This is a genomic window from Agriterribacter sp. (genome assembly GCF_035497235.1).
Lineage (GTDB): Bacteria > Bacteroidota > Bacteroidia > Chitinophagales > Chitinophagaceae > Agriterribacter.
The window spans coordinates 39000-60123 of record NZ_DATJEB010000055.1 but is presented as its reverse complement, the minus strand read 5'-3'; the positions used below and the strand labels follow the sequence as shown (position 1 = coordinate 60123).

General features: G+C 43.4%; 19 protein-coding genes. 13 read left to right on the top strand and 6 right to left on the bottom strand.

What is annotated here, in order from left to right; genetic code table 11:
- The 4 genes from VL121_RS20655 to VL121_RS20640 form a co-directional block, all read left to right on the top strand.
- On the top strand, positions 1-2345 hold a 2345-nt coding region (locus tag VL121_RS20655; RefSeq protein ID WP_325408513.1), incomplete at its 5' end, for a hypothetical protein.
- A gap of 291 nt (positions 2346-2636) precedes the next feature.
- Positions 2637-4199 carry a cation:proton antiporter family protein gene (locus tag VL121_RS20650; RefSeq protein WP_325408512.1) on the top strand — a complete coding sequence of 521 codons (1563 nt, stop codon included), beginning with the start codon at positions 2637-2639 and terminating at the stop codon, positions 4197-4199.
- A gap of 589 nt (positions 4200-4788) precedes the next feature.
- A complete protein-coding gene (locus VL121_RS20645) occupies positions 4789-7149 on the top strand; it encodes a TonB-dependent receptor (RefSeq protein ID WP_325408511.1) in 2361 nt (786 codons plus the stop codon).
- Positions 7150-7175: 26 nt separating this feature from the next.
- The gene (locus tag VL121_RS20640; RefSeq protein ID WP_325408510.1) at positions 7176-8324 is read left to right on the top strand and encodes a PepSY-associated TM helix domain-containing protein; all 1149 of its coding nucleotides are present in this window, start codon (positions 7176-7178) and stop codon (positions 8322-8324) included.
- A 234-nt stretch (positions 8325-8558) separates the two neighbouring features.
- On the opposite strand, the gene VL121_RS20635 is transcribed toward VL121_RS20640, so the two are convergent.
- Positions 8559-9800, bottom strand: a complete 1242-nt coding sequence (locus VL121_RS20635; protein ID WP_325408509.1) for an MFS transporter — start codon at positions 9798-9800, stop codon at positions 8559-8561.
- A gap of 321 nt (positions 9801-10121) precedes the next feature.
- Here VL121_RS20635 and VL121_RS20630 point away from each other — a divergent pair, with 321 nt between their 5' ends.
- Positions 10122-10772: a YdcF family protein gene (locus VL121_RS20630; protein WP_325408508.1), complete on the top strand. Its 651-nt coding sequence runs from the start codon at positions 10122-10124 to the stop codon at positions 10770-10772.
- A 108-nt stretch (positions 10773-10880) separates the two neighbouring features.
- Here the strand turns inward: VL121_RS20630 and VL121_RS20625 are convergent, their stop codons facing one another.
- Positions 10881-11861 (bottom strand): lipoate--protein ligase, encoded by a 981-nt coding sequence (locus tag VL121_RS20625; protein ID WP_325408507.1) that lies wholly within the window; start codon positions 11859-11861, stop codon positions 10881-10883.
- A 144-nt stretch (positions 11862-12005) separates the two neighbouring features.
- Between VL121_RS20625 and VL121_RS20620 the strand changes: the two genes are divergently transcribed.
- The gene (locus VL121_RS20620; protein WP_325408506.1) at positions 12006-12410 is read left to right on the top strand and encodes a hypothetical protein; all 405 of its coding nucleotides are present in this window, start codon (positions 12006-12008) and stop codon (positions 12408-12410) included.
- 179 nt (positions 12411-12589) lie between these two features.
- Here the strand turns inward: VL121_RS20620 and coaE are convergent, their stop codons facing one another.
- The 4 genes from coaE to nusB form a co-directional block, all read right to left on the bottom strand.
- Positions 12590-13183, bottom strand: a complete 594-nt coding sequence (gene coaE, locus VL121_RS20615) for a dephospho-CoA kinase (RefSeq protein ID WP_325408505.1) — start codon at positions 13181-13183, stop codon at positions 12590-12592.
- A gap of 86 nt (positions 13184-13269) precedes the next feature.
- Complete coding sequence (yajC, locus tag VL121_RS20610) at positions 13270-13602, bottom strand: preprotein translocase subunit YajC (protein ID WP_325408504.1); 333 nt, start codon at positions 13600-13602, stop codon at positions 13270-13272.
- A 23-nt stretch (positions 13603-13625) separates the two neighbouring features.
- On the bottom strand, positions 13626-14069 hold the full coding sequence (locus tag VL121_RS20605) for a DUF1573 domain-containing protein (RefSeq protein WP_325408503.1): 444 nt from the start codon (positions 14067-14069) through the stop codon (positions 13626-13628).
- A gap of 69 nt (positions 14070-14138) precedes the next feature.
- Positions 14139-15059 carry a transcription antitermination factor NusB gene (gene nusB, locus VL121_RS20600; protein WP_325408502.1) on the bottom strand — a complete coding sequence of 307 codons (921 nt, stop codon included), beginning with the start codon at positions 15057-15059 and terminating at the stop codon, positions 14139-14141.
- Between the two features lie 318 nt (positions 15060-15377).
- Between nusB and VL121_RS20595 the strand changes: the two genes are divergently transcribed.
- The 7 genes from VL121_RS20595 (at position 15378) to VL121_RS20565 (ending at position 21063) form a co-directional block, all read left to right on the top strand.
- Entirely contained in the window at positions 15378-15659 is a 282-nt protein-coding gene (locus tag VL121_RS20595; protein ID WP_152266749.1) for a co-chaperone GroES, read from the top strand.
- Between the two features lie 86 nt (positions 15660-15745).
- On the top strand, positions 15746-17383 hold the full coding sequence (gene groL, locus VL121_RS20590; protein ID WP_325408501.1) for a chaperonin GroEL: 1638 nt from the start codon (positions 15746-15748) through the stop codon (positions 17381-17383).
- Positions 17384-17621: 238 nt separating this feature from the next.
- Positions 17622-18446 carry a formylglycine-generating enzyme family protein gene (locus VL121_RS20585; RefSeq protein WP_325408500.1) on the top strand — a complete coding sequence of 275 codons (825 nt, stop codon included), beginning with the start codon at positions 17622-17624 and terminating at the stop codon, positions 18444-18446.
- 202 nt (positions 18447-18648) lie between these two features.
- A complete protein-coding gene (locus tag VL121_RS20580; RefSeq protein WP_325408499.1) occupies positions 18649-18897 on the top strand; it encodes an AbrB/MazE/SpoVT family DNA-binding domain-containing protein in 249 nt (82 codons plus the stop codon).
- The gene (locus VL121_RS20575) at positions 18885-19211 is read left to right on the top strand and encodes a type II toxin-antitoxin system PemK/MazF family toxin (RefSeq protein WP_325408498.1); all 327 of its coding nucleotides are present in this window, start codon (positions 18885-18887) and stop codon (positions 19209-19211) included. Before VL121_RS20580 ends, VL121_RS20575 begins: the two co-directional genes overlap by 13 nt.
- Positions 19212-19450: 239 nt before the next feature.
- Positions 19451-20152 (top strand): VIT1/CCC1 transporter family protein, encoded by a 702-nt coding sequence (locus VL121_RS20570; RefSeq protein WP_325408497.1) that lies wholly within the window; start codon positions 19451-19453, stop codon positions 20150-20152.
- 677 nt (positions 20153-20829) lie between these two features.
- Positions 20830-21063, top strand: coding sequence for a thioredoxin domain-containing protein (locus VL121_RS20565; RefSeq protein ID WP_325408496.1), 234 nt, complete (start codon positions 20830-20832; stop codon positions 21061-21063).
- Positions 21064-21124 lie beyond the last annotated feature (61 nt).

Below are 21124 nucleotides of genomic sequence, written 5' to 3'. Positions count from 1 at the left end.
AACGTGAATATTTTTTCTCACTGTTTTTAACAATAATATTTATTATATTGAATTCAAAAACAACTGCCCAACCCGTGCAGTTAAAAAAGGCGGTTATCCTAACATCCCCATCCGTTTCGCCTGGCATGCGAACAACGGTTTCGCAGGTGCTTTCGGAAGAAATTGCCAAACGCACCGGCATTATGCTTAAAAATACCGCCACCTGGCCCAAAAAGGGAACGCCTGCTATTGCCCTGGTGTTATCGGCCGATGAGCAATTGATGGGCGCTGCCATTCCCCTGCGGCAGGATAAGAACGGAGCAGAATTTAAAAAGGAAGGATTTCGCATAGTGAGCAGCGTTACTGCCAATGGGGCCGTAGTATGGATCATTGGCGCCGATGACCGGGGTATATTGTTTGGGGCGGGATGGTTGTTGCGGAACCTTGATATGGGGCCTAACAAATTACAGCTTAATGACACAACAGCTATCGCTTCTTTCCCCGCATATCCCATTCGCGGCCACCAGTTGGGGTACCGTACCACCGCTAATTCTTACGATGCATGGACGGTAGCGCAATATGACCAGTACATCCGCGAGCTGGCCATTTTTGGAACCAACGCGGTTGAAGGCATTCCTTTTCATGAAGAGGAAACGCCCAGTCCGCTTTTTACTATACCGGCCGCCGAAATGAATATCCGGCTCAGTGAAATATGCCGGAAATACGATATGGACTATTGGGTATGGACGCCGGCTACCTTCGACCTCACGGATACGGCAAAACGAAAAGCTGAACTGGACATACATGAAAATTTTTACCGCCAGTGCCCGAGGCTTGATCATATCTTTTTCCCCGGAGGCGACCCCGGCGATAATCATCCGTCCGAAGTAATACCTTTTCTCAAAGATTTACATACGAGGCTGATCAAATACCATCCTAACGCTAAAATATGGATTTCGCTGCAGGGGTTTAGTGTAGAACAGGTTGATTATTTTTACCGTTATCTTGACCGGGAAAAACCCACCTGGCTGCAGGGTGTGGTATCCGGGCCGGGTAGTCCGCCCATAGCCGAAACCCGTTACCGGCTGCCCAAACAATACCAGCACAGGCAGTATCCCGATATTACGCATTCTGTACGCTGCGAATTTCCTGTTGAACGGTTCGACCAGGCCTATGCGTTAACCTTAGGCCGCGAATCGGTAAACCCGCGGCCCCATGCGTTCGCGAAGATCCATCAAACCTACGCGCCTTTTACCGATGGGTTCGTTTCCTATTCGGATGGTTGTCATGATGATGTTAATAAAGTGATCTGGAGCATGCGGGGCTGGGATCCGCAAATAGATGTAAATGAAATTTTGAAACAATACGGTAAATTTTTCTTTAGCGGAAATGTTGAAGCGCCGGCGGCTGATGGTATTGCCGCGCTGGAAAGTAACTGGAAAGGTGCTTTGGCCGAAAACGGCGGGGTAGAAGCTACTTTCTCATTCTGGGAAAAGCTGGAGTCAGATCATCCTGAATTCAAAAAGAACTGGCGCTGGCAGATGTTGCTGCTGCGGGCTTACTACGATGCGTATATCCGCCGCCGGCTGCTGTACGAACAATCTTTAGAACAGCAGGCCAACCAGTTGCTTGCCGCGGTTAAACCAGGAAACATCAAAGAAACGATGGATATGGCGCTGGCAACTGTAGATAAAGCAGAAACCCGGCCGGTTGCACCTGGGCTTAGAAAAAGGATTGAAGATTTATGCGCCGATCTGTTCGTGTCTGTAGGATTACAAACCAGCGTGCCTAAATACAAAGCAAAAAATTATGAAAGGGGAGCAGTGCTCGATCACGTAGATTACCCGTTAAATAACCGCTGGTGGCTGGCGGATGAGTTTAAAAAAATAGGGTTCATGAAAACGCCGGAAGAACAAATGACTGCCCTGCAAACCATTGCCACCTGGGAAAATACCGGCAATGGCAGCTATTACGATGATATTTCCAGCGTAAGTAAAGGTCCGCGGGTAAAAACAATTTCTTATGATGCTACCGATGTGGCCTGGTGGGATAATGGTTTCAGCCGCAAGCGCCTTTCTTCCCAATTATTCCAGGGCGCTCCCGTGCTGGATTACGGTAACCTGGAACCGGGTGCACGGTATATTATCCGCGTTTGTGGTTATGGCGATGCGCTGCTTCGTGTTGACGGGGTAAGGCTTTCTCCTGCACTATATAATAAAGAAGCGGATACTTTTAAAGAATGGATCGTTCCCTTATCGCTTACCGGTGATGGAAAAATAACAGTAACTTTCGATGAGCCGGAAGAGTCTGACCTGAACTGGCGGCTGCACTCCCGCATTTCGGATGTTTGGTTGCTGAAACGGTAAATGCAGGAAAAATTTTGTATTCCCTTCGCGGTTATATTTTTACTGCAAACCATTGTCGTGCCGGGTCTTTATAAAGGGATTATATGTTCGGCCATGAAACCCGGCACTGAGGATATTGGCTTATGAGATAAGCTAACGGTGAAAATGATAGCGTGTTCCGGAATGGCTGAGATTATTTAATTTCGGGCTCGTGGCATTACCGCGATGTTGCCGGGGTATAAGAAGCTGAGCTTTACGCGGGAGCTTGCCAGCCAGTCATCTTCTTATGATCAGGTCCGGAAACGAATGACTATGGAAGCAATTCTCTTTATCACTGTTGCATTTGCGCTTGGCTTTATTTTTTTAAAGTTCGGTCTTCCTCCATTGCTCGGATACCTCGCGGGAGGATTCCTGCTATCGGCCTTTAGCTATAGCAGCTCGCCTGTTTTAGACCAGTTGGCCCATACAGGAGTAATACTCCTGTTGTTTACACTTGGACTAAAGATCCGGCTAAAGAATTTTCTTCAACCCGAAGTGGCCGTATCCGGGTTGCTGCAGATCGGCATCAGTGCTTTTGTGCTTTCGGGTTTATTCTTCGTAATTGGTATTTCAGCAGGGTTCTCTATATCGCAAACTGCCCTGCTGGCCATACTTCTTGGGGTAGCCAGTACCGTTGTTGCTGCCAAGGGACTTGAAGATAAAGGAGAACTGGATGCTTACCATGGCAGGCTGGCCATCGGTATTCTTGTAATGGAAGATATTATTTTGATTGGTATCCTCGCTTTTACAGGACTTAAGGCGCCCTCCCCCTGGGCACTGGCATTACTGCTATTGCCCTTGCTTAAACCTGCTGCCGTTTGGCTGCTTCGTTCTATTAAAGACGCCGAACTGCTGATGTTATACGGGATATTCATGGCGCTGGCGGGATCCTTTCTGTTTGAATGGCTGCACCTGGGTGCGGAGCTGGGCGCCTTTTGTTTTGGCGTGCTGCATGCGGGGGAAGAGAAATCGGATGAAATGACCGAAAAATTGTGGGGGCTTCGGGAGGCCTTCCTTATCGGGTTCTTTCTGAAGATAGGACTTACCGGAACCCCGGTTTGGCGCGACCTGGCATATGCTTCAGCGCTCGTGCTGTTCCTGCCGTTAAGAGTGGGTATATTCTTCAGCATCCTCACCGGTTTCCGGTTGCGTGCACGCACTGCTTTTCTTACGGCCACATCGTTGGCCAGTTTCAGTGAGTTTGCACTCATTACAGGTGCTGTTGCCATCAGTGCCGGCCTGCTGCCCGAATCGCTGCTCCTTACGCTGGCCACCACGGTGGCCTTATCTTTCCTGGTGGGAGCGCCCATGAACAAAAAGGCTACTGTTATTTACAACCGGCTGCAATATTTTTTAGAGCGGTTTGAAAGAAAAAAAGCACGCAGTGACGCAGAACCTAATTCTATAGGCATTGCCAATTTCATTGTAGTGGGCATGGGCAGAATGGGTACCGCTGCCTACGACTACCTGTATAAAAGTGGCAAAAAAGTAGTGGGCTTTGATACGGACCCGGGTGTGCTGGAAAAACATCGCGCCGGCAAACGGAGAATACTGTACGGCGATGCCAGCAGTAAAACGCTCTGGGAAAACTTAGACATAGATGAATTACAGGGTGTGGTAGTTGCTATACGCGAAGAGGCGGCTAAACTTAATGTTATTGAAACGCTTCGTAAAAGAGGATTTATTGGGGCAGTTAGCGCGGTAACGGAGTCGGAAGCGCAGGCTGTAATATTGAAAGCCGCCGGCGTTAATACACTGTTCAACCCGCTTGTGCAGACCGGCACAGAGTTGGCGGAAAGAGTAGTAATGTCGCGCTTGCCGGTAAACCAGGAATAAAAATGATAGCGTGGCTGATCATGCATCGTCTCTACGGCACTAAATGATGCATAGTATTCCTGATACCGGAATAGATTCTGGAGTTACAATATGCAGACAGCCCTACAGCTTTATCATTAAATTATTTTACTCTTACATTAAAGAATTCGGTTGATGACAAAGAGCTGCATGATCACTTGTTTGTGCTGGCAAAGGAGTATACTCCGGGGATGCTAAAAGAAAAAAATATTGATGCATCAGTTAAAGTCATACTGGAAAAGTTCTGGACTGAAAACGGGGCAACCGTTGTCACAAACAAATAAGATATCATGCGGTCGGTACCCAACGGAAGGAGGGTCAGACCGCAGGTTTTGGTATGTTATATTTTTTTGTGAGCAGTGAGAAGGCAAAGGATAAACAAAATTCCCTTTTACTTTCATCTTTCACTTCTCACTTTCTCGCCTCCGCACATTCCCATAACCGGCCAATTCTCTTTTATTACCGGGTCTGTAAATTCCTCTTTTCGTAACACGATTTCCCAATTGAGTAGTGCATTTTTTTCCCCTGCACATATTTTTGCTTTGTCTTAAACAAACCAACGTAAAACGAAATGAAGAAAATTAATTTGCTTATGGTTGCGGTGCTGGCATTGCTCACAGGTATTTCCGCACAGCCTGCAACCGGCTCTATCAAAGGGAAAGTTACCACGGCCGATAATAAACCGGCCGAAGGTGTAACAATACTTTTAAAAAATACGGTGAAGAATGCAGTTGCTGATAATAGCGGCAATTTTGAAATTAAAAATATTCAGCCGGGCAGTTATACACTTGCCGTAAGCCTTGTGGGGTATAAAGATGCGGAGCAGGAAGTAACTGTTGAGAACGGGAAAGCCACAACCGTATCTTTTCAGCTCACATTATCAAACAGGGAACTGAATGAAGTAGTGGTAATAGCCAACAGGAACAGCTTTAAAACCAATCGTACCTCCAACTCCCTGCGGCTGCAAAGCCCCATCTTAGAAGTGCCGCAGAATATACAGGTAGTAACAGCCAAACAGATCGGCAACCAGCAGATATTTGATATGCTGGAAGGGGTAACCCGCAATGTGAGCGGCGCCAGCAGGGTGGAGCACTGGGATAATTACGCGCGGATAACCATGCGGGGAAGCAATGTGGGCGCTTTTAGAAACGGGATGAATGTATCTACGGCATGGGGGCCTTTAACGGAAGATATGAGCATGGTGGAAAGAATTGAATTTGTAAAAGGTCCTGCGGGGTTTATGTTGGCCAATGGCGATCCCAGCGGCTTTTATAACGTGGTAACCAAAAAGCCCAGCGGCCGTAACAAAGGAGAAGTGGGCATATCAATGGGCAGCTTTGACCTTTATCGAGCCAACCTTGATCTCGATGGGAAATTTTCGGAAGATGGAAAATTATTATACCGCATCAATGTAATGGGCCAGTTAAAAGGCTCGCACCGGCAGTTCGATTTTAATAACCGTTACTCTGTTGTGCCCGTACTGAAATATTTAATAGACGATAAAACATCTGTTACTTTAGAGTATACACACCAGTTTTCTGAAGTGAATGTAATTGGATCCAACTATTTATTTTCCAAAAAAGGGTATGCAGACCTTCCCCGAGATTTTACTACAGCCGAAGCCAATCTGGCTCCTACTAAAATGAATGATAAAAGTTTGCTCGTGATCCTTGATCATAAGCTCAGCAACAACTGGAAAATGACAGCGCAGGCTGCCTATTTTAATTACCAGCAGCAGGGGGCTTCATTATGGCCGCAGTGGCCGGTAGCTTTTGATCCGCAGAATGATAGCATATTGTACCGGGGTATGTCTATATGGGATGTGCTGGGCACAAGTAAAATAGGGCAGATGTTTGTTAATGGTGAAGTGCAGACAGGCGCCGTATCGCACAAAATACTGGCAGGGCTGGATATGAGCAATAAGGAATATTATCACGACTGGAACCAGGGTGGCGCACTGGGAGGTGAATTTAATATTTACGCTCCTGCATATGGAAATGCCACCCAGCCGGTGTTCGACCGAACCAAAAACATCAGGGAAAGAGGTGTACGGTATTACGATGGGTATACCGGTTTGTATGTGCAGGATGAACTGGGCTTTTTTGACGATGCATTGCGCCTCACTGTAGCCGGCCGCTATACTACCCTTAAAACCGGCGATGTGTACAGCGGGGATTTTAAGAGCAGCCGGTTTACGCCGCGTTTAGGCCTTAGCTATTCGATAGATAAGAATACAGCCGTTTATTTTGTAAAGGATGAATCTTTTTTAGAAAATTTTGGGTCCGACTGGCAGGGAAAAAGTTTTGATCCCATTACAGGCGGAAATATTGAAGCGGGGATAAAAAAAGACTGGGTGAATGGCAAATGGAATTCCGCCGTTTCGGTTTACCAGATCACCCGGAATAATGTGCAGACTACCGATTTTGATCACCTAAATCCCGCAGGTGGTTATTATACCCGTCAATCGGGTCAGCAAAAAACGAAAGGAGTGGAGGTTGATATAAGAGGACAGATCGTAAGAGGGCTTGATGTGATCATTAACTATGCGTACACGGATGCCAAAGTGACCAAAGACAGCGATAAAGAAGTTATCGGCACACAGGTTGCCGGCTCCAGCCGTCATATCCAGAACGCGTGGCTGAACTACAGGATGGACAGGGGAGCATTAACCGGCTTTGGTATTTCAGTGGGCTACCAGTACCAGGTAAAGCGTTCTCCCTGGTATGTTTTTGATAATTCAAAAAACAGCCTGCCCGATTACTTTCGCTTAGACGGAAGCCTTTCTTACCAAAAAGAAAAGATAGGCTTTAACCTGGTGGTGAATAATATTCTGAACAAATATTTATATTCTGGCGCGCCGTACGAGGATTATTATTACTGGCAGGCAGAGCCGGGAACGAACATGCGGTTTAGCGTATTGTATAGATTTTAATTCCACAATGCTATTGTTTGTAAGGCATGACATTTAAGAAACTTACTCGAAAAATTCACCTCTGGCTCGGACTCAGTTCCGGGCTGGTTGTTTTGATACTGGGCATTACCGGTTGTATACTGGTATTTGAACTGGAGATCAGGAACATGACCGAATCTTTTCGGAACGTAAAAGTGGAGAATAAAGCTGTTTTACCACCATCGGAATTGAAAGCCATTGCGGAAAAACACTTAACATCAAAAAAAGCGCTGGGCATTGAATACCCGGGTAAAGACAAAGCAGCCGTTGCGTCCTATTATGATGAAAAAGAGTATGAACTTCTTTTCATGAATCCGTACAGTGGGGAAGTGCTGAAGCATAAAAACATGAATAAGGATTTCTTCCGTATTGTATTGGATGGTCATTATTATTTGTGGTTGCCAAATGATATCGGGCAGCCTATTGCAGCATCTGCCACACTTGTTTTTTTGGTGATGATGATCAGTGGTTTGATCCTTTGGTGGCCAAAGAACAAAGCGGCAAAAAAGCAAAGATTCACCATTAAATGGAGTGCAGGATGGCGGCGTAAAAATTACGATCTGCATAATGTGCTGGGTTTTTACATGACCTGGATAGCCATCTTCCTGGCAATTACAGGATTGGTATTCGGTTTTCAATGGTTCGCTAAATCCTTATACTGGATTACAAGTGGCGGTGAAACAATGGTTGAACATACACACCCGGTTTCGGATACCACAAAAACGGCATCGTTTGCCAATATGGCCGATCATTTATGGCAGGAACACCGCGCAGGGTTAAAAGAAAATGAAAGCATTGGTGTGTATTTCGCCGGCATTCCAACCGACCCGGTTGAAATAGCAATCAATCATAAACCCGGCACCTATTACAATTCCGATTATTATCATTACGATCAATATACCGGCAAAGAATTACCGGCTACCGGCAGCTATGCCGGGAAGTTTGAAGATGCGCCGCTGGCAGATAAAATTGTACGTATGAACTACGATATGCATGTAGGCGCTATATTGGGCCTTCCGGGAAAGATACTGGCTTTTTTTGCAAGCCTTATTGCCGCCAGCTTACCCGTAACGGGTTTTTATATCTGGCTGGGACGGAAAAAGAAAAAGAAGGCCGTTTTTGTGAAACAAACAGTAGTGACAGCTTCTGTGGCTTAGCTGAAGGTATAGGATATAAGGTGCTGCATTAAAGCTATCGGCTGTCAGCGGTCAGTCTATCAGGTTAGTACTTACCACTTATCACTCTCCTCTCATCTTTCACTTCTCTCCTCCCACACTTATTCTGACGTTCGCATAAAAAAAGTGGTTGTCTTTTTTGTTAAGACAACCACTTTTGTATGGCTATTGCTTTTTTTTGGTAAAATCAACTCTTCCTACTCACCACTTACCCCTTTAATGCGCAGCCGCTGCTGCCACAGCAGCGCTATTGGGACTTACCTTTTTTTGCCAGAAGAAAAATATAATGAACAGTACAATCAGTATAGCCGGGAAAGCAACCATTTTAGACAGCGTTGCCTGCCCTGCAATCAGCTCCAGTTGGTCACCGGTTAAGCCGGTTGTTGCTACAGCAGCTTTATCCTGATCAATCCAGTTACCGATGATGGGTTGCCATATTGCCGTGGAAAACATGCCTACGCCGCCGATAATTGACATGCCCAGCGCGCCGCTTAGCGGAACACGTTGTGCAACTGCACCTACCATTGTAGGCCAGAAGAAACAAACGCCTATCGCAAAAAATATAGCCGCTACGTAAGCCATAGAGCCAGTAACAGTACTGAACATGTATATTCCGATTAATGCGAAGATAGCCCCCCCCAGTAAAACACCTGTTTGGCCTAAAGCATGGGTAACCGGACCTCCAAAGAATCTTCCAACAGCCATTAATCCCGTAACTAAGGCGAGAATCAGCATTGGGCTTGCCCCGCTTTTACTCATGATCAATCCTACCCATTGCTGCGGACCGAATTCAGAAATAGCCGTAAGCGACATACATACAAACAGGAAAATAAAGGTTGGTGTAAACATAGCCCTAAAGTTTTTACCAAGATGGGTAGCGCCTTCAATTTTTGATTTAGGAAAGGTTTTCCCGTAAAAAAGAATGGCGTAAATAATGGTAGGAACCATGGTAATCCACATCTGTGCCTGCCAGCCCAAATTTGCATCGGTCATAAATTTGGAAATAAGACTTCCGAGAACAATACCACCCGGGAACCACATATGAAACCTGTTGAGCATCTTACTCATTTTATTGCCCGAATACATATCGGCAATCATTGGGTTACAGGCTGCTTCCGTACAACCGTTTCCAAAGCCAATGAAAAGCGTTGAAATGAGCAACAGTGCATACCCCCCGGAATAGATGGTAAATATAATACCCAGGGTGTGCGTAATAAAAGCTACTCTCATAATGTTTCTTGCGCCGAACGTGTGATAGAACAATCCTCCGAGGATCATTGAAATAGGAAATCCCAGGAAAAACATGAGGTTAATAAACCCAAGCTGTTCAGCTGTAAGATTAAATTCAGTACCAAGTTGTGGTAAAATACCCGCCCTGATGCTGAAAGTAAAGGCGGTAGTGATCAGTGCAAAGCAGCTCCCGTTAAATAAAGCGCTTTTGTTAATGTTCTCGTTCATTAATATTTGGTTTAGTGAGTTATGGAATTTTTTTCAAAAGATTAACGCAAACATTCAGGCAATATAATAAAAAAACGCACGCTTTTGAATTTATATGAAATCAAATTATTTTTAAGCCTGTTTGTGCTGTGCATGGGTTCTGTATTATACCGGTGGGTTGGCATTTGAAACAGGGGTGAAACGGGACGGAACAGGACAGAAGTAGTAGTAAAGAAGTAACTTTTGGCTATTATAGGTCAGTCCGGTTTTTATTTGACGTTTATTGCCAATATTTTTGACAGTCAGCATACCATGCTATTATTGGTTTTAAATACAACCTGTATGATTACAGCAGAAGCTTTGTTCCTTGCCCGCCGTTTATGGAACTATCACCATATGAACCATACCCTTGCAAAGTCTGATTGCATACTGGCGCTGGGCAGTCATGACCTGCGGGTAGCAGACCGGGCAGCAGAATTGTATTTGCAGGGATGGGCGCCGCTGGTTATCATGTCCGGCGGACTGGGAAATTTTACACAGGGGATGTGGACGGAACCGGAAGCCGACCGGTTTGCGGCCATTGCTATACAAAAAGGCGTACCTGCTGCAGCCCTGCTTATGGAAAACAAGTCAACCAATACAGGGGAAAATATTTCATTTACCGCGCAGTTACTGAAAGAAAAAGGGCTTGATCCCAATAGTTTTATTGTGGTGCAAAAGCCCTATATGGAAAGAAGGTCTTACGCCACTTTTAAAAAACATTGGCCCAATAAAAATGTATTGATCACCTCTCCGCAACTGACCTTTGATGAATACGCAACAAATGAAATACCGTTGGAACGGGTAATTCATATTATGACGGGCGATTTGCAACGGATCCAGCACTATCCCTCAAAAGGGTTCCAGGTTTACCAGGAGATACCTGCGGAAATCTGGGATGCTTATGAAAGGCTGGTTGCATTAGGGTTTGATAAACATTTGATGAAAGATTAAACGACTTTTCCCGGATGCAGCCGGCACGCGGTGAAGGAGCGTCAGACCGCATTTTCCCGAAGTCGGAGATTCGTATAGCTGACTGATTCAGGTTATTAAGAAGCATAGTTAAAAAAGAGCAGACACCAGGTCATCCGCTGTCATTCCCTTGAAGTAGGCATCAATAGTAAAGTTGTTTAAAACATCGCGGAGCACAGGCTCGTTATGCGCTTTGTTTTCCAATGCATTTTCAATTTCAGTAATGTCTTTCTCATTAAAAAAATCGCCGAATATCTTCACTTTTTGAATAACTCCTTTTTCAACATCAAGGTTCATTTCCAGCATGCCGCCATCGGTTTTTACTTCTTTTCTGAAGCTGTAATGGGGCGACTGTCCGTAATTCCATTCGTTGGTAGCATATTTTTTATCCCTTATCTTTTCAATAGCGCTGATGTCTGCTGCAGTAAACGCATAGGGCACACAATCTGCATTGGTGGCAATAATATGGTCCATGATTTTTTGCGTGAATGCTTCTATGCTCAATGGCGTGGCAAGATGCTCCGCGATATTGGTAACCCTTTTGGGAATGGATTTCACCGCCTTATCCCTGTATTTTAGAGGGTTTATCCGCAATGCCTCACTTACATTTTTCATTTCCGAAGAAAACAATAAAGTGCCGTGATGCAGTATTTTGTTCTTATAAATATGCTCTGCGTTTCCTGAAATTTTTTTACCGTCAATCGTAATATCGTTCCGGCCTTCAAACCTCGCGTTCGCCCCCAGGCTTCTCAACACTTCCACAATGGGACGGGTATATTTTTCAAAATCCATCAGGGATGAATCCTTTCCTGTTTTGGTGAAAGAAAAATTTAAGTTTCCCAGGTCATGATACACGGCGCCGCCTCCTGAAAGCCGTCTTACCACACGGATGTTGTGTTGCTTTACATAATCGAAATTAATTTCCGCTAATGTGTTTTGATGCTTGCCTACGATGATGGCATTGTCATTGCGCCAAAGCATGAAGCAGTCTTCCGCTATATGTTTAAAAATATATTCGTCTGTGGCTATATTAAAATAGGGATCTGTGGAATGGTGGTAAATACAAAGCATGTGATAATTTGTACAAATTTACGCAATACCGGCCCATTAATCTTTTGATGAAGTGATTCACCATGCCAGCAAAGGTGGAAAGTGTTTTTAAAAATAGTATACTTGCAGCCTGATCGTAGTTGTATTTCTTAACCTGTTGTATACATGAAATATTCTCAATGGATAGGATTGGCTTGCACTATACTGGTAATCATTGCCTGTTATTTGCCCTGGATTGAAATCGCGGCTTTATCAACCATACTTACCGGAATGGATGGCCAGGGTACCAACCTGGGTAAGCCCGGCAAGCTGCATATTATTTTTTGTGTACCGGCGTGCATTTTATTCCTTCTGCCTTATATATGGGCAAAAAGAGTAAACTGGTTTTTTTGCGCGCTGGGCCTGGCGTGGGCGGTGCGTAATTTCCTGATCTATGCCCGCTGCGAAATGGGTACCTGTCCGGAAAGGAAGTATGGGTTATATATTGTGCTGATCGGATCTGTGCTTATGCTGGCGGCAGCGCTTTTTCCCGACATGAAAATAGTGAATAAGCAAAGTAAACCATTATAGCGGGCTGCGTATAAATTAAATCCGAAGCCGGGACACGAAGTGAAATGCAATCTCAGTGCTTAAAAAAAATAGCTAAAGTGCGGACTGCTGAAAAATGAGAAATAAAATCATTGTGGCGAATGCAGAAGATTCCTGCTGCCAATAACAGATCAACAAAGGTTCTGTTATGCGGTATATTATTACCTTTTGTTGCTTAACAGTAACAACTGTTCATGCAAGGCAATGACCTGTGGTATTAACAATCGTTGTTCGTCATTATATAATACAAAGTCGCAGAGCTTCATTTTCAGTTCCTCATTCACCTGGTGGCTCATGCGCTTCAGAACGGCTTCGCGGTTTATATTATCGCGTTGCATGGTTCTGTGGATACGAAGATGCAGGGGAGCGTAAACACCTATTACCAGGTCGAGCCCTTCCTGTGAGCCGCTTTCAAAGATCAAGGCGGCTTCTTTAATTACGTAGGGCGTATTTTGTTGTTGCATCCATTGTTCGGCTGCCCGTATTGTAGCCGGGTGTACCAGTGAATTTAATAAGGCTAACTTTTCATTGTTTTCAAAAACAACAGACGAAATATACGCCCGGTTGAGTATGCCGTTTACGTAAGCGCTTTCTCCAAAATGTGCCACCATTAATGCTTTAAGGCCTTCATCTTCATTCATCATGGTTTTGGCGGCGGTATCCGCATTGTAAACGGGTATACCCAATAGTTCAAAAACGCGGGCAACCAGGGTTTTGCCCGATCCGATACCACCTGTTAAGCCTGCTTTCAGCACAAGTATTGATTGAGATAATGTAAAATAAAAATCCGGAATCCATTTTATATTGGATTCCGGATATAAAACTAAGGTTTTACAGCAGCTTATTTTTTGTCGCCTGCAGTTCCGCTGTTCAGTTGTTTGCTCCATTCCATGCTCACCGCGCTTTTTTCAATGCGCAGGTAACTTCCGGGGCTCACTTCTAATTGAATAGTATTATCTTCTACTTTATCAATTTTACCGTGTATGCCGGCTATGGTTACTATTTTATCACCTTTTTGCAGGCTGCTTTGAAAGTTCTTGGCTTCTTTTGCTTTTTTAGTTTGGGGGCGAATCATAAAAAAGTAAAATACAGCAATAATACCAACAAGCATTATCATCTGCATCATCTGTGCATTGCCTCCGCCACTTTGCAATAAAACGAAATAATTGTTCATGTGTGTAATTTAAATATTAAAGACTAACTTTTTTTATTTACTATAACATTAAAGGTTAATGCATAGTGCTCCGGCCGGGTATTTGATATTACGGTGATGGTTTTGTGAGAAGGTCCGGGTTTGTTTTGACTGTCGAACACCGCTTTAATGCTTCCTTCTTTGCCCGGTGCAATAGGTTCAAGGGGCTTTTCGGCTACCGTACAACCGCAGGAAGGGCGTACATCTTTTATGATCAGCGGTTTTTCGCCTGTATTTTTAAAGCGGTAAACGATCTCTATTTTTTCGCCTTCGGTGATTGTTCCTTTATTAAACGCGGAATCCAGCCATTGAATAGTGGTAACAGGCGCCGGCTCATTTACCGGGGCGGTGGTAATACTGCTTTCCGCCGGTTTATTTTCCGAAGACTGACAGGCTGCAAATCCAATACCCAAAACAGCCAGGAGTAAAAAAGGATTTTTTATCATCATCGTAAATACTTTGGAGCTGCAAATGTAGGTATTTGAAGGTATATCATAGCTGCATTCCCGGCACTAATTTCAGGGCTTTTTATAAGCTGTTTTGTGTAATTTATCCTGCGCCAGCAAATCTTTATGGATGCTATCCAGTATGCCGTTCACAAACTGCCCGCTTTGGGGCGTGCTGTAGGCTTTGGCCAAATCAATGTATTCGTTAATGGTAACCTTGGTTGGAATGGTTTCAAAATACAGGAATTCACATATGCCCATCCGCATCAAAATCATATCCAGTACTGCTATTCGCTCGGCATCCCAGTTTTTTAATTTGGGTTTGATGAGTTCCATACAGTAGGCTTCCTTATTGATTACGGCATCCAGCAGGTCATTGGCGAATTTTCTTTTTTCGGCGCCGAGCATGTCCTGGAAGTTACAATGTGCAGGTTTTTGCAGGAAGTTCAGTATTAACTGGCTCATCATTTCCGCATCGTCATCCCAATGAATAAAAATATCCTCCATTTCTGACGTAAAGCCATCGCTGGCAAGCATGAGGTCGGTAAAAATAAATTCCAGGATGTTTTTCTCCGATTTTTTATTACGTTCCTGTAGTGCAATATATTCCTTATACACAGGCGTTTCAGCCAGTTTCAGGTAGGTTTTCCGGATAAGGCTGTCGTTGTCCCATTGCTGTGGTTTAATATCGCTGCAGGCTTTCCGGTAAGAAAGGTCTTCCTGTATCTTCCATATGAACTCATTGCCGGCTATTTTAATATTTACATTAAGGTCCTGCTCGGTGGGCAGGTGCTTGGACGATCTGTGATGGGAATCTTTCTCGGCATAGCGCGCCACCTGTATTATAAAATGCAGGATATAAACAAATAATTGCCGCGTTTGCTCCAGGTGTTTGTCCAATAGCCTGTTCGCCTTATCTTTCTGATCTTCGGCTGTATCAATGGTATACAGCGTTTGCATTACTTTAACCCGGATATTTCTTCTGCTAATCATCTTAAAGAGCTTATTATAGGGCGGCGAAGATAGGAAATTTGAGGCAGGTTTCAGGTCTCAGGTTTCAGGTTATGGGGTTGGGCTTCGGGTCTTAATTTCAAATTTCAAATCGTAAATCTCAAACAGACTTTGTTCCGTTGTGCAAATTTGACATACCGTTTTGTATCAAACCCTGCCAACTTTTTGATTTAACCCGTAATTAATCCCAAAACCTGAAATTTTTTCCGGGCTTGACGCTTTGGCATGTTATTCGATGACCTTTGGCAGCCTTAAAGATTTATTAAACCAATCTTTAATCAACACAAAAAATTATTAACTATGTCTAAAAAGTTCAATGTAACTCCACTTCATGACAGGGTGATTGTGAAGCCCGCTGCTGCCGAAGAAAAAACTGCCGGTGGCATTATTATTCCTGATACCGCTAAGGAAAAACCTCAGCGCGGAACTGTTGTTGCAGCAGGACCAGGCAAAAAAGATGAGCCGGTAAGCGTAAAATCCGGTGATACCGTTTTATACGGCAAGTATGCTGGTACTGAAATTACGATTGAAGGTGCTGATTATCTTATTATGAGAGAATCCGACATTTTAGCGATCGTTTAAAGTATACGGAATCAGGTTGTCTCTGAACAGGAGATAATTTTCATTTTACAAATTTTCATTTCACAAATTTTCAAATTGTTATAATTATGGCAAAGCAATTATTCTTCGAAGTAGAAGCCCGCAATAAAATGAAAAGAGGGGTGGATATCCTTGCCAACGCGGTAAAGGTTACCCTCGGACCCAAAGGACGTAACGTGGTATTGGAAAAGAAATTTGGCGCTCCCGCTGTAACTAAAGACGGCGTTACTGTTGCTAAAGAAATTGAACTGGAAGATCCTATAGAAAATATGGGTGCCCAGATGGTAAAAGAAGTGGCCAGCAAAACTGCCGATATTGCAGGCGATGGTACTACAACCGCCACCGTTCTGGCACAGTCTATTATCAGCGAAGGCTTAAAGAACGTAGCCGCCGGCGCTAATCCAATGGATTTAAAGCGTGGTATTACCAAAGCGGTTGAAAAAGTAGTGGAACACTTGCGCGGACAGTCGCAGGTTGTGGGTTCCGACAGTAAAAAAATTCAGCAGGTAGCTTCTATCTCTGCCAATAATGATGAAAACATTGGTAAGCTGATTGCCGAAGCTTTCGGCAGGGTGGGTAAAGACGGTGTAATTACCGTTGAAGAAGCCCGCGGTACAGAAACAACTGTAGAAGTAGTAGAAGGTATGCAGTTTGACCGGGGTTATGTTTCTCCTTATTTCGTTACCAACAGCGAAAAAATGCAGGCTGAGCTGGAAAAGCCTTATATCCTGATTTATGATAAAAAAATCAGCACCATGAAGGATATTCTTCAGGTTCTGGAAAAAGTAGCACAGCAGGGCGCTCCTTTGCTGATCATTTCCGAAGATCTGGAAGGTGAAGCACTGGCTACCCTGGTGGTAAATAAATTACGCGGTACGCTTAAAGTAGCAGCCGTTAAAGCGCCCGGTTTTGGCGACAGGAGAAAAGAAATGCTGACAGATATCGGTATTCTTACTGCCGGTACTGTAATAAGTGAAGAAATGGGTCATAAGCTCGAAGCTGTTGATCTTACTGCATTAGGCAGGGCTGAAAGAGTGGTTATTGATAAGGATAATACGACTATCGTTGGTGGTAAAGGTAAAAAAGCAGATATCGCCGGACGTGTTAGCCAGATCAAAGCGCAGATTGAAGTAACGACCTCTGATTATGATAAAGAAAAATTACAGGAACGCCTGGCTAAATTAAGCGGTGGTGTGGCTGTATTACAGGTTGGCGCTGCTACTGAAATGGAAATGAAGGAAAAGAAAGACCGTGTAGATGATGCATTACATGCAACCCGTGCTGCGGTTGAAGAAGGTATCGTTCCCGGTGGTGGCGTTGCGTATATCCGCGCTATCGAATCTTTAGAAAAATTCAGGGGACTGAATGAAGATGAGCTGACCGGAATTGCTATTGTAAAAAGAGCTATCGAAGAACCACTTCGCCAGATCGTTATCAACAGCGGTATTGAAGGCAGCATTGTAGTACAAAAAGTAAAAGAAGGCAAGGGCGATTTCGGCTTTAATGCAAGAACAGAAGTATATGAAAACCTGTTTAAAGCCGGTGTAATTGATCCTACCAAAGTTACCCGTATTGCACTCGAAAACGCGGCTTCTATTGCAGGTATGTTGCTCACCACAGAATGTGTGATTGCCGACAAACCTAAGAAAGAAGAAGCAGCAGGACATAACCATGGCGCACCCGATATGGGCGGAATGGGCTATTAATACAAAGCTCCTTTTCTTAAGGGAAATAAAACAACAGGTCCCGCTTCTGCAAAGAGGCGGGATTTTTTTTGGTGCTGACAGAGAAAATGATAAAGAGGAGAAGAAAATGGTGAGGCAGTATAGAAAAGCAGGAGTACTCAGCCCGTTATTAGTAATTACACAACCTGGCACCTGTTACCTCTTCTGTATTCCCTCAAATTCCAAAATTCCCCTATATTTGAAGGTATAACCCTTTTGTATGAAATTAATGATAAGGTATGCTTTAATAGTAGCCGTGAGTTTTGCTTTTATAAATATATTAGTGGCACAGGAAGGCGCTGGTAAAAAGAAGAAAAAGAAAGATAAAAAAACTGAAACCGAGCTGCCATCGGTAAGTCAGCAATTATTAGATAGCATATCCGGCAACATGGTATGGGTAACGGGTGGCAGGTTTATAATGGGCAACCGTTCGGGAGAAGCAGATGAAAAGCCGGAATATGAAGTCATTGTTGACGGGTTCGCCATCAGCAAATACCCGGTAACCCAGCGCCAGTGGACGGCAATTATGGGTAATAACCCCAGTGAATTTGTGGGCTGCGATCAATGCCCCATAGACAGGGTAAGCTGGGAGGATGCGCAGCGATTTATTGAAATCTTAAACAAACTCACCGGTAAGAAATATGCCTTACCCACCGAAGCTGAGTGGGAATATGCCGCTAAAGGAGGGTTAAAAACCAAGGGCTACCGTTATAGCGGCAGCGATAATATTGATGCTGTAGCCTGGCATACCGGCAACAGCGGCAGGCATCCGCATCCGGTAGGAGAAAAGGCGCCTAACGAACTGGGCTTATACGACATGACGGGGAATATGTGGGAGTGGTGCCAGGACTGGTATAATAAAAACTATTATGAGCTTCGCGAAAGCAATAATCCTGCCGGCCCGGCATCGGGAGCGGCACGTGTGCGGCGGGGCGGATCGTGGTTTACACAGGCCATCAATTGCCGCACCTCTACCCGCAATAGCGTAAAGCAGGATTATAAAGACGATAGCGGCGGTTTCAGACTGGTGCAGTATCCGAACTAATGTTAATAACGGAATAATTGCTGTTAGCCGTTTGTAAACGCTTGGAGGCGATTATAAGTGCTTGCAAACATTTAAAATTATTTAAAAATAAACGGAGCTGCGCAAAGCGATGAGCTGGCTGTTATTTTACAATAAGTTTTACTCAATAATTAGGGCTTGGCAAATAAATGTAATTACTTTGTGATAACAAAATAATTTAGAAATGGAATTGTCGATTATAAATATTGGAAACTCAAAAGGAATTAGACTTTCTAAAACTATTCTTGAAAAGTATAACATAAGTGATAAAATTGAAATAATTCTTGAAAAAGAATTTATCATTTTGAAACCTAAACCTGAACCAAGAAAAAATTGGGAAAAAGCATTTGAGAAAATGTACAAAAATGGAGACGATCAACTTCTGATGAATGACATTTTTGAAGACGAAACTTTTGAAGAGTGGAGCAAGTAAATCAGTATGAAATTGTATTAGTTAATCTTGACCCTACGATTGGCAGTGAAATGAAAAAGTCAAGATCTTGTGTCATACTATCACCAAATGAAATGAACAAATATCTTCAAACAATTGTGGTGGCACCTATGACAAGCAGTTCAAAACCTTACCCAACAAGAGTGGAAGTGAAACATAAAGTCACCAAAGGCTGGATTGCAATTGACCAAATAAGAACGATTGACAGAATAAGAATTGTAAAACGTTTTGAAACCTTAACTGACAAAGAAACTGACCAGGTTAAAAGCGTAATTAAAGAAACATTTGTAGACTAAAAACAACAGCCAATAACTAAGCGTCTTGCTACAATGCTGGCAGACGAATAAAATTTCATCATTTTATCTTTGTTAGGCATTGGCCCGGGCAAACGGAATTCTTCTGTCATTTGTTTATAACTTCAGCTTTTTATTTATAAATTGGGCTTCGGTTTCAGCACAACAAGCTATGAAAGCCAGTACTGCAGCAAGCCGCTATCGTTGGGCGTAATTTTAAGACACCAAACATACACAAGAAAGTGATTACAATTGACAACTACTTAGATAATCATTACATACACCGAAGTAATTGGTTAAGAGCTGCTGTTTTGGGAGCAAATGACGGAATTATTTCCGTTTCAAGTCTTGCAATAGGCATTGCTGCAGCAAGTTCAACAAGAGAGCCAATTGTTTTGGCAACAATAGCTGGGCTTGTTGCGGGCGCTTTATCTATGGCTGCTGGTGAATATGTTTCTGTAAGTTCTCAAACTGACACAGAAAAAGCAGACATTGAAAGAGAAAGCCGGGAACTTAAAGAAATGCCTGAAGAAGAGTTGAACATTTTAGCTCAAATCTATGAGAAAAGAGGACTTAAAAAAGAAACTGCCTTGCAAGTGGCAATTGAACTAACAGAAAAAGATGCTTTGGCGACACATATTAGAGATGAATTAGGCATAAACGAGATTAGCCAGGCGAACCCAATACAAGCAGCAATAGCTTCGGGTGCTTCATTTACAGTTGGAGGTATATTACCCCTTTTGGTTGTGCTTTTTGCACCAGTAAAAGTTATGGAGTACTGCCTATATGGTTTCACGATAGTTTTTCTAATTATTTTAGGAACCATTTCGGCAAAGACAGGAGGCTCAAATGTAAGAAAAGCTATTATACGTATTACAATTTGGGGTACACTTGCGATGGGGCTATCTGCACTAGTTGGGTATATCTTTGGTGTTAAAGTATAATTTGGACTTAGGAAAGTAATAGAGCAATTTAAATAAAAACTGCTGCTATGAGGTTTATGCAAGTTGGGATTGACAAACTAAGCTTCAGCAAATTGCAAATCCGGGCATTGGTTCGGGCTGCACAAACTTTATTCAGCATTAGTATTAGCTTCATCAAAATATTTTCAATCAACAGCGGCCTCGGCAGATACAATTCTAATTCCCAGTCTGCATAAAGCCCTGGACGTTAGCGGTAATTTTAACAGACTTAACCAAAATATGCAGACTGTAATTCAAAGCAAAACCAATTATATCTTCAAGGCTTCAATATTCTGTATTGTCTTCATTGTGCTTACTTTCATTTTTACGTCTACCTTGAATTTTCTTCCAAGGTATTTTCTTCCAAATAATCTTGAAGGGCTTTATCACGGAATTATTGGAATACTTGCTGGCTCGGCTGAGATTCCGGGCTGGACGTTATAAAATATCCCGCCTGCAGCAATACTTTCCCATTGGCGGTCATCCTAATACCATTCTGCTGCAATTTAATTTTTCAAGAACGTAAATAACCAAATCAATCTTTTCTCACCCCCACTTTGTTAGACAAAAAAGAATTACTGTAGCATGATGATATTTAATTAGGATTCCTTACTATATTTGCCGGGGCAATAATGTCCGCAACAACTAAAAGTAAACAAATGAGTAAATCAATTTTTTATCATGCAGGTTGCCCTGTATGTGTAAGCGCAGAACATGACATTGTTAATCTTATAGGAGCAAACAATGTTGAGGTAGTTCATTTTGGAAATGACAAATCAAGAATTAATGAGGCAGAAAAGGCAGGTGTAAAGTCTGTCCCGGCTTTGGTAACTCCAAATGGAAATGTGCTTCACATTAATTTTGGCGCTTCAATGGCGGATGTAAAAGCTTAAAAATCTTTTTACAGCCAGTTTGGTAGAACAGACTGGCTGTTATTTTCCTTTCATTCAAAAC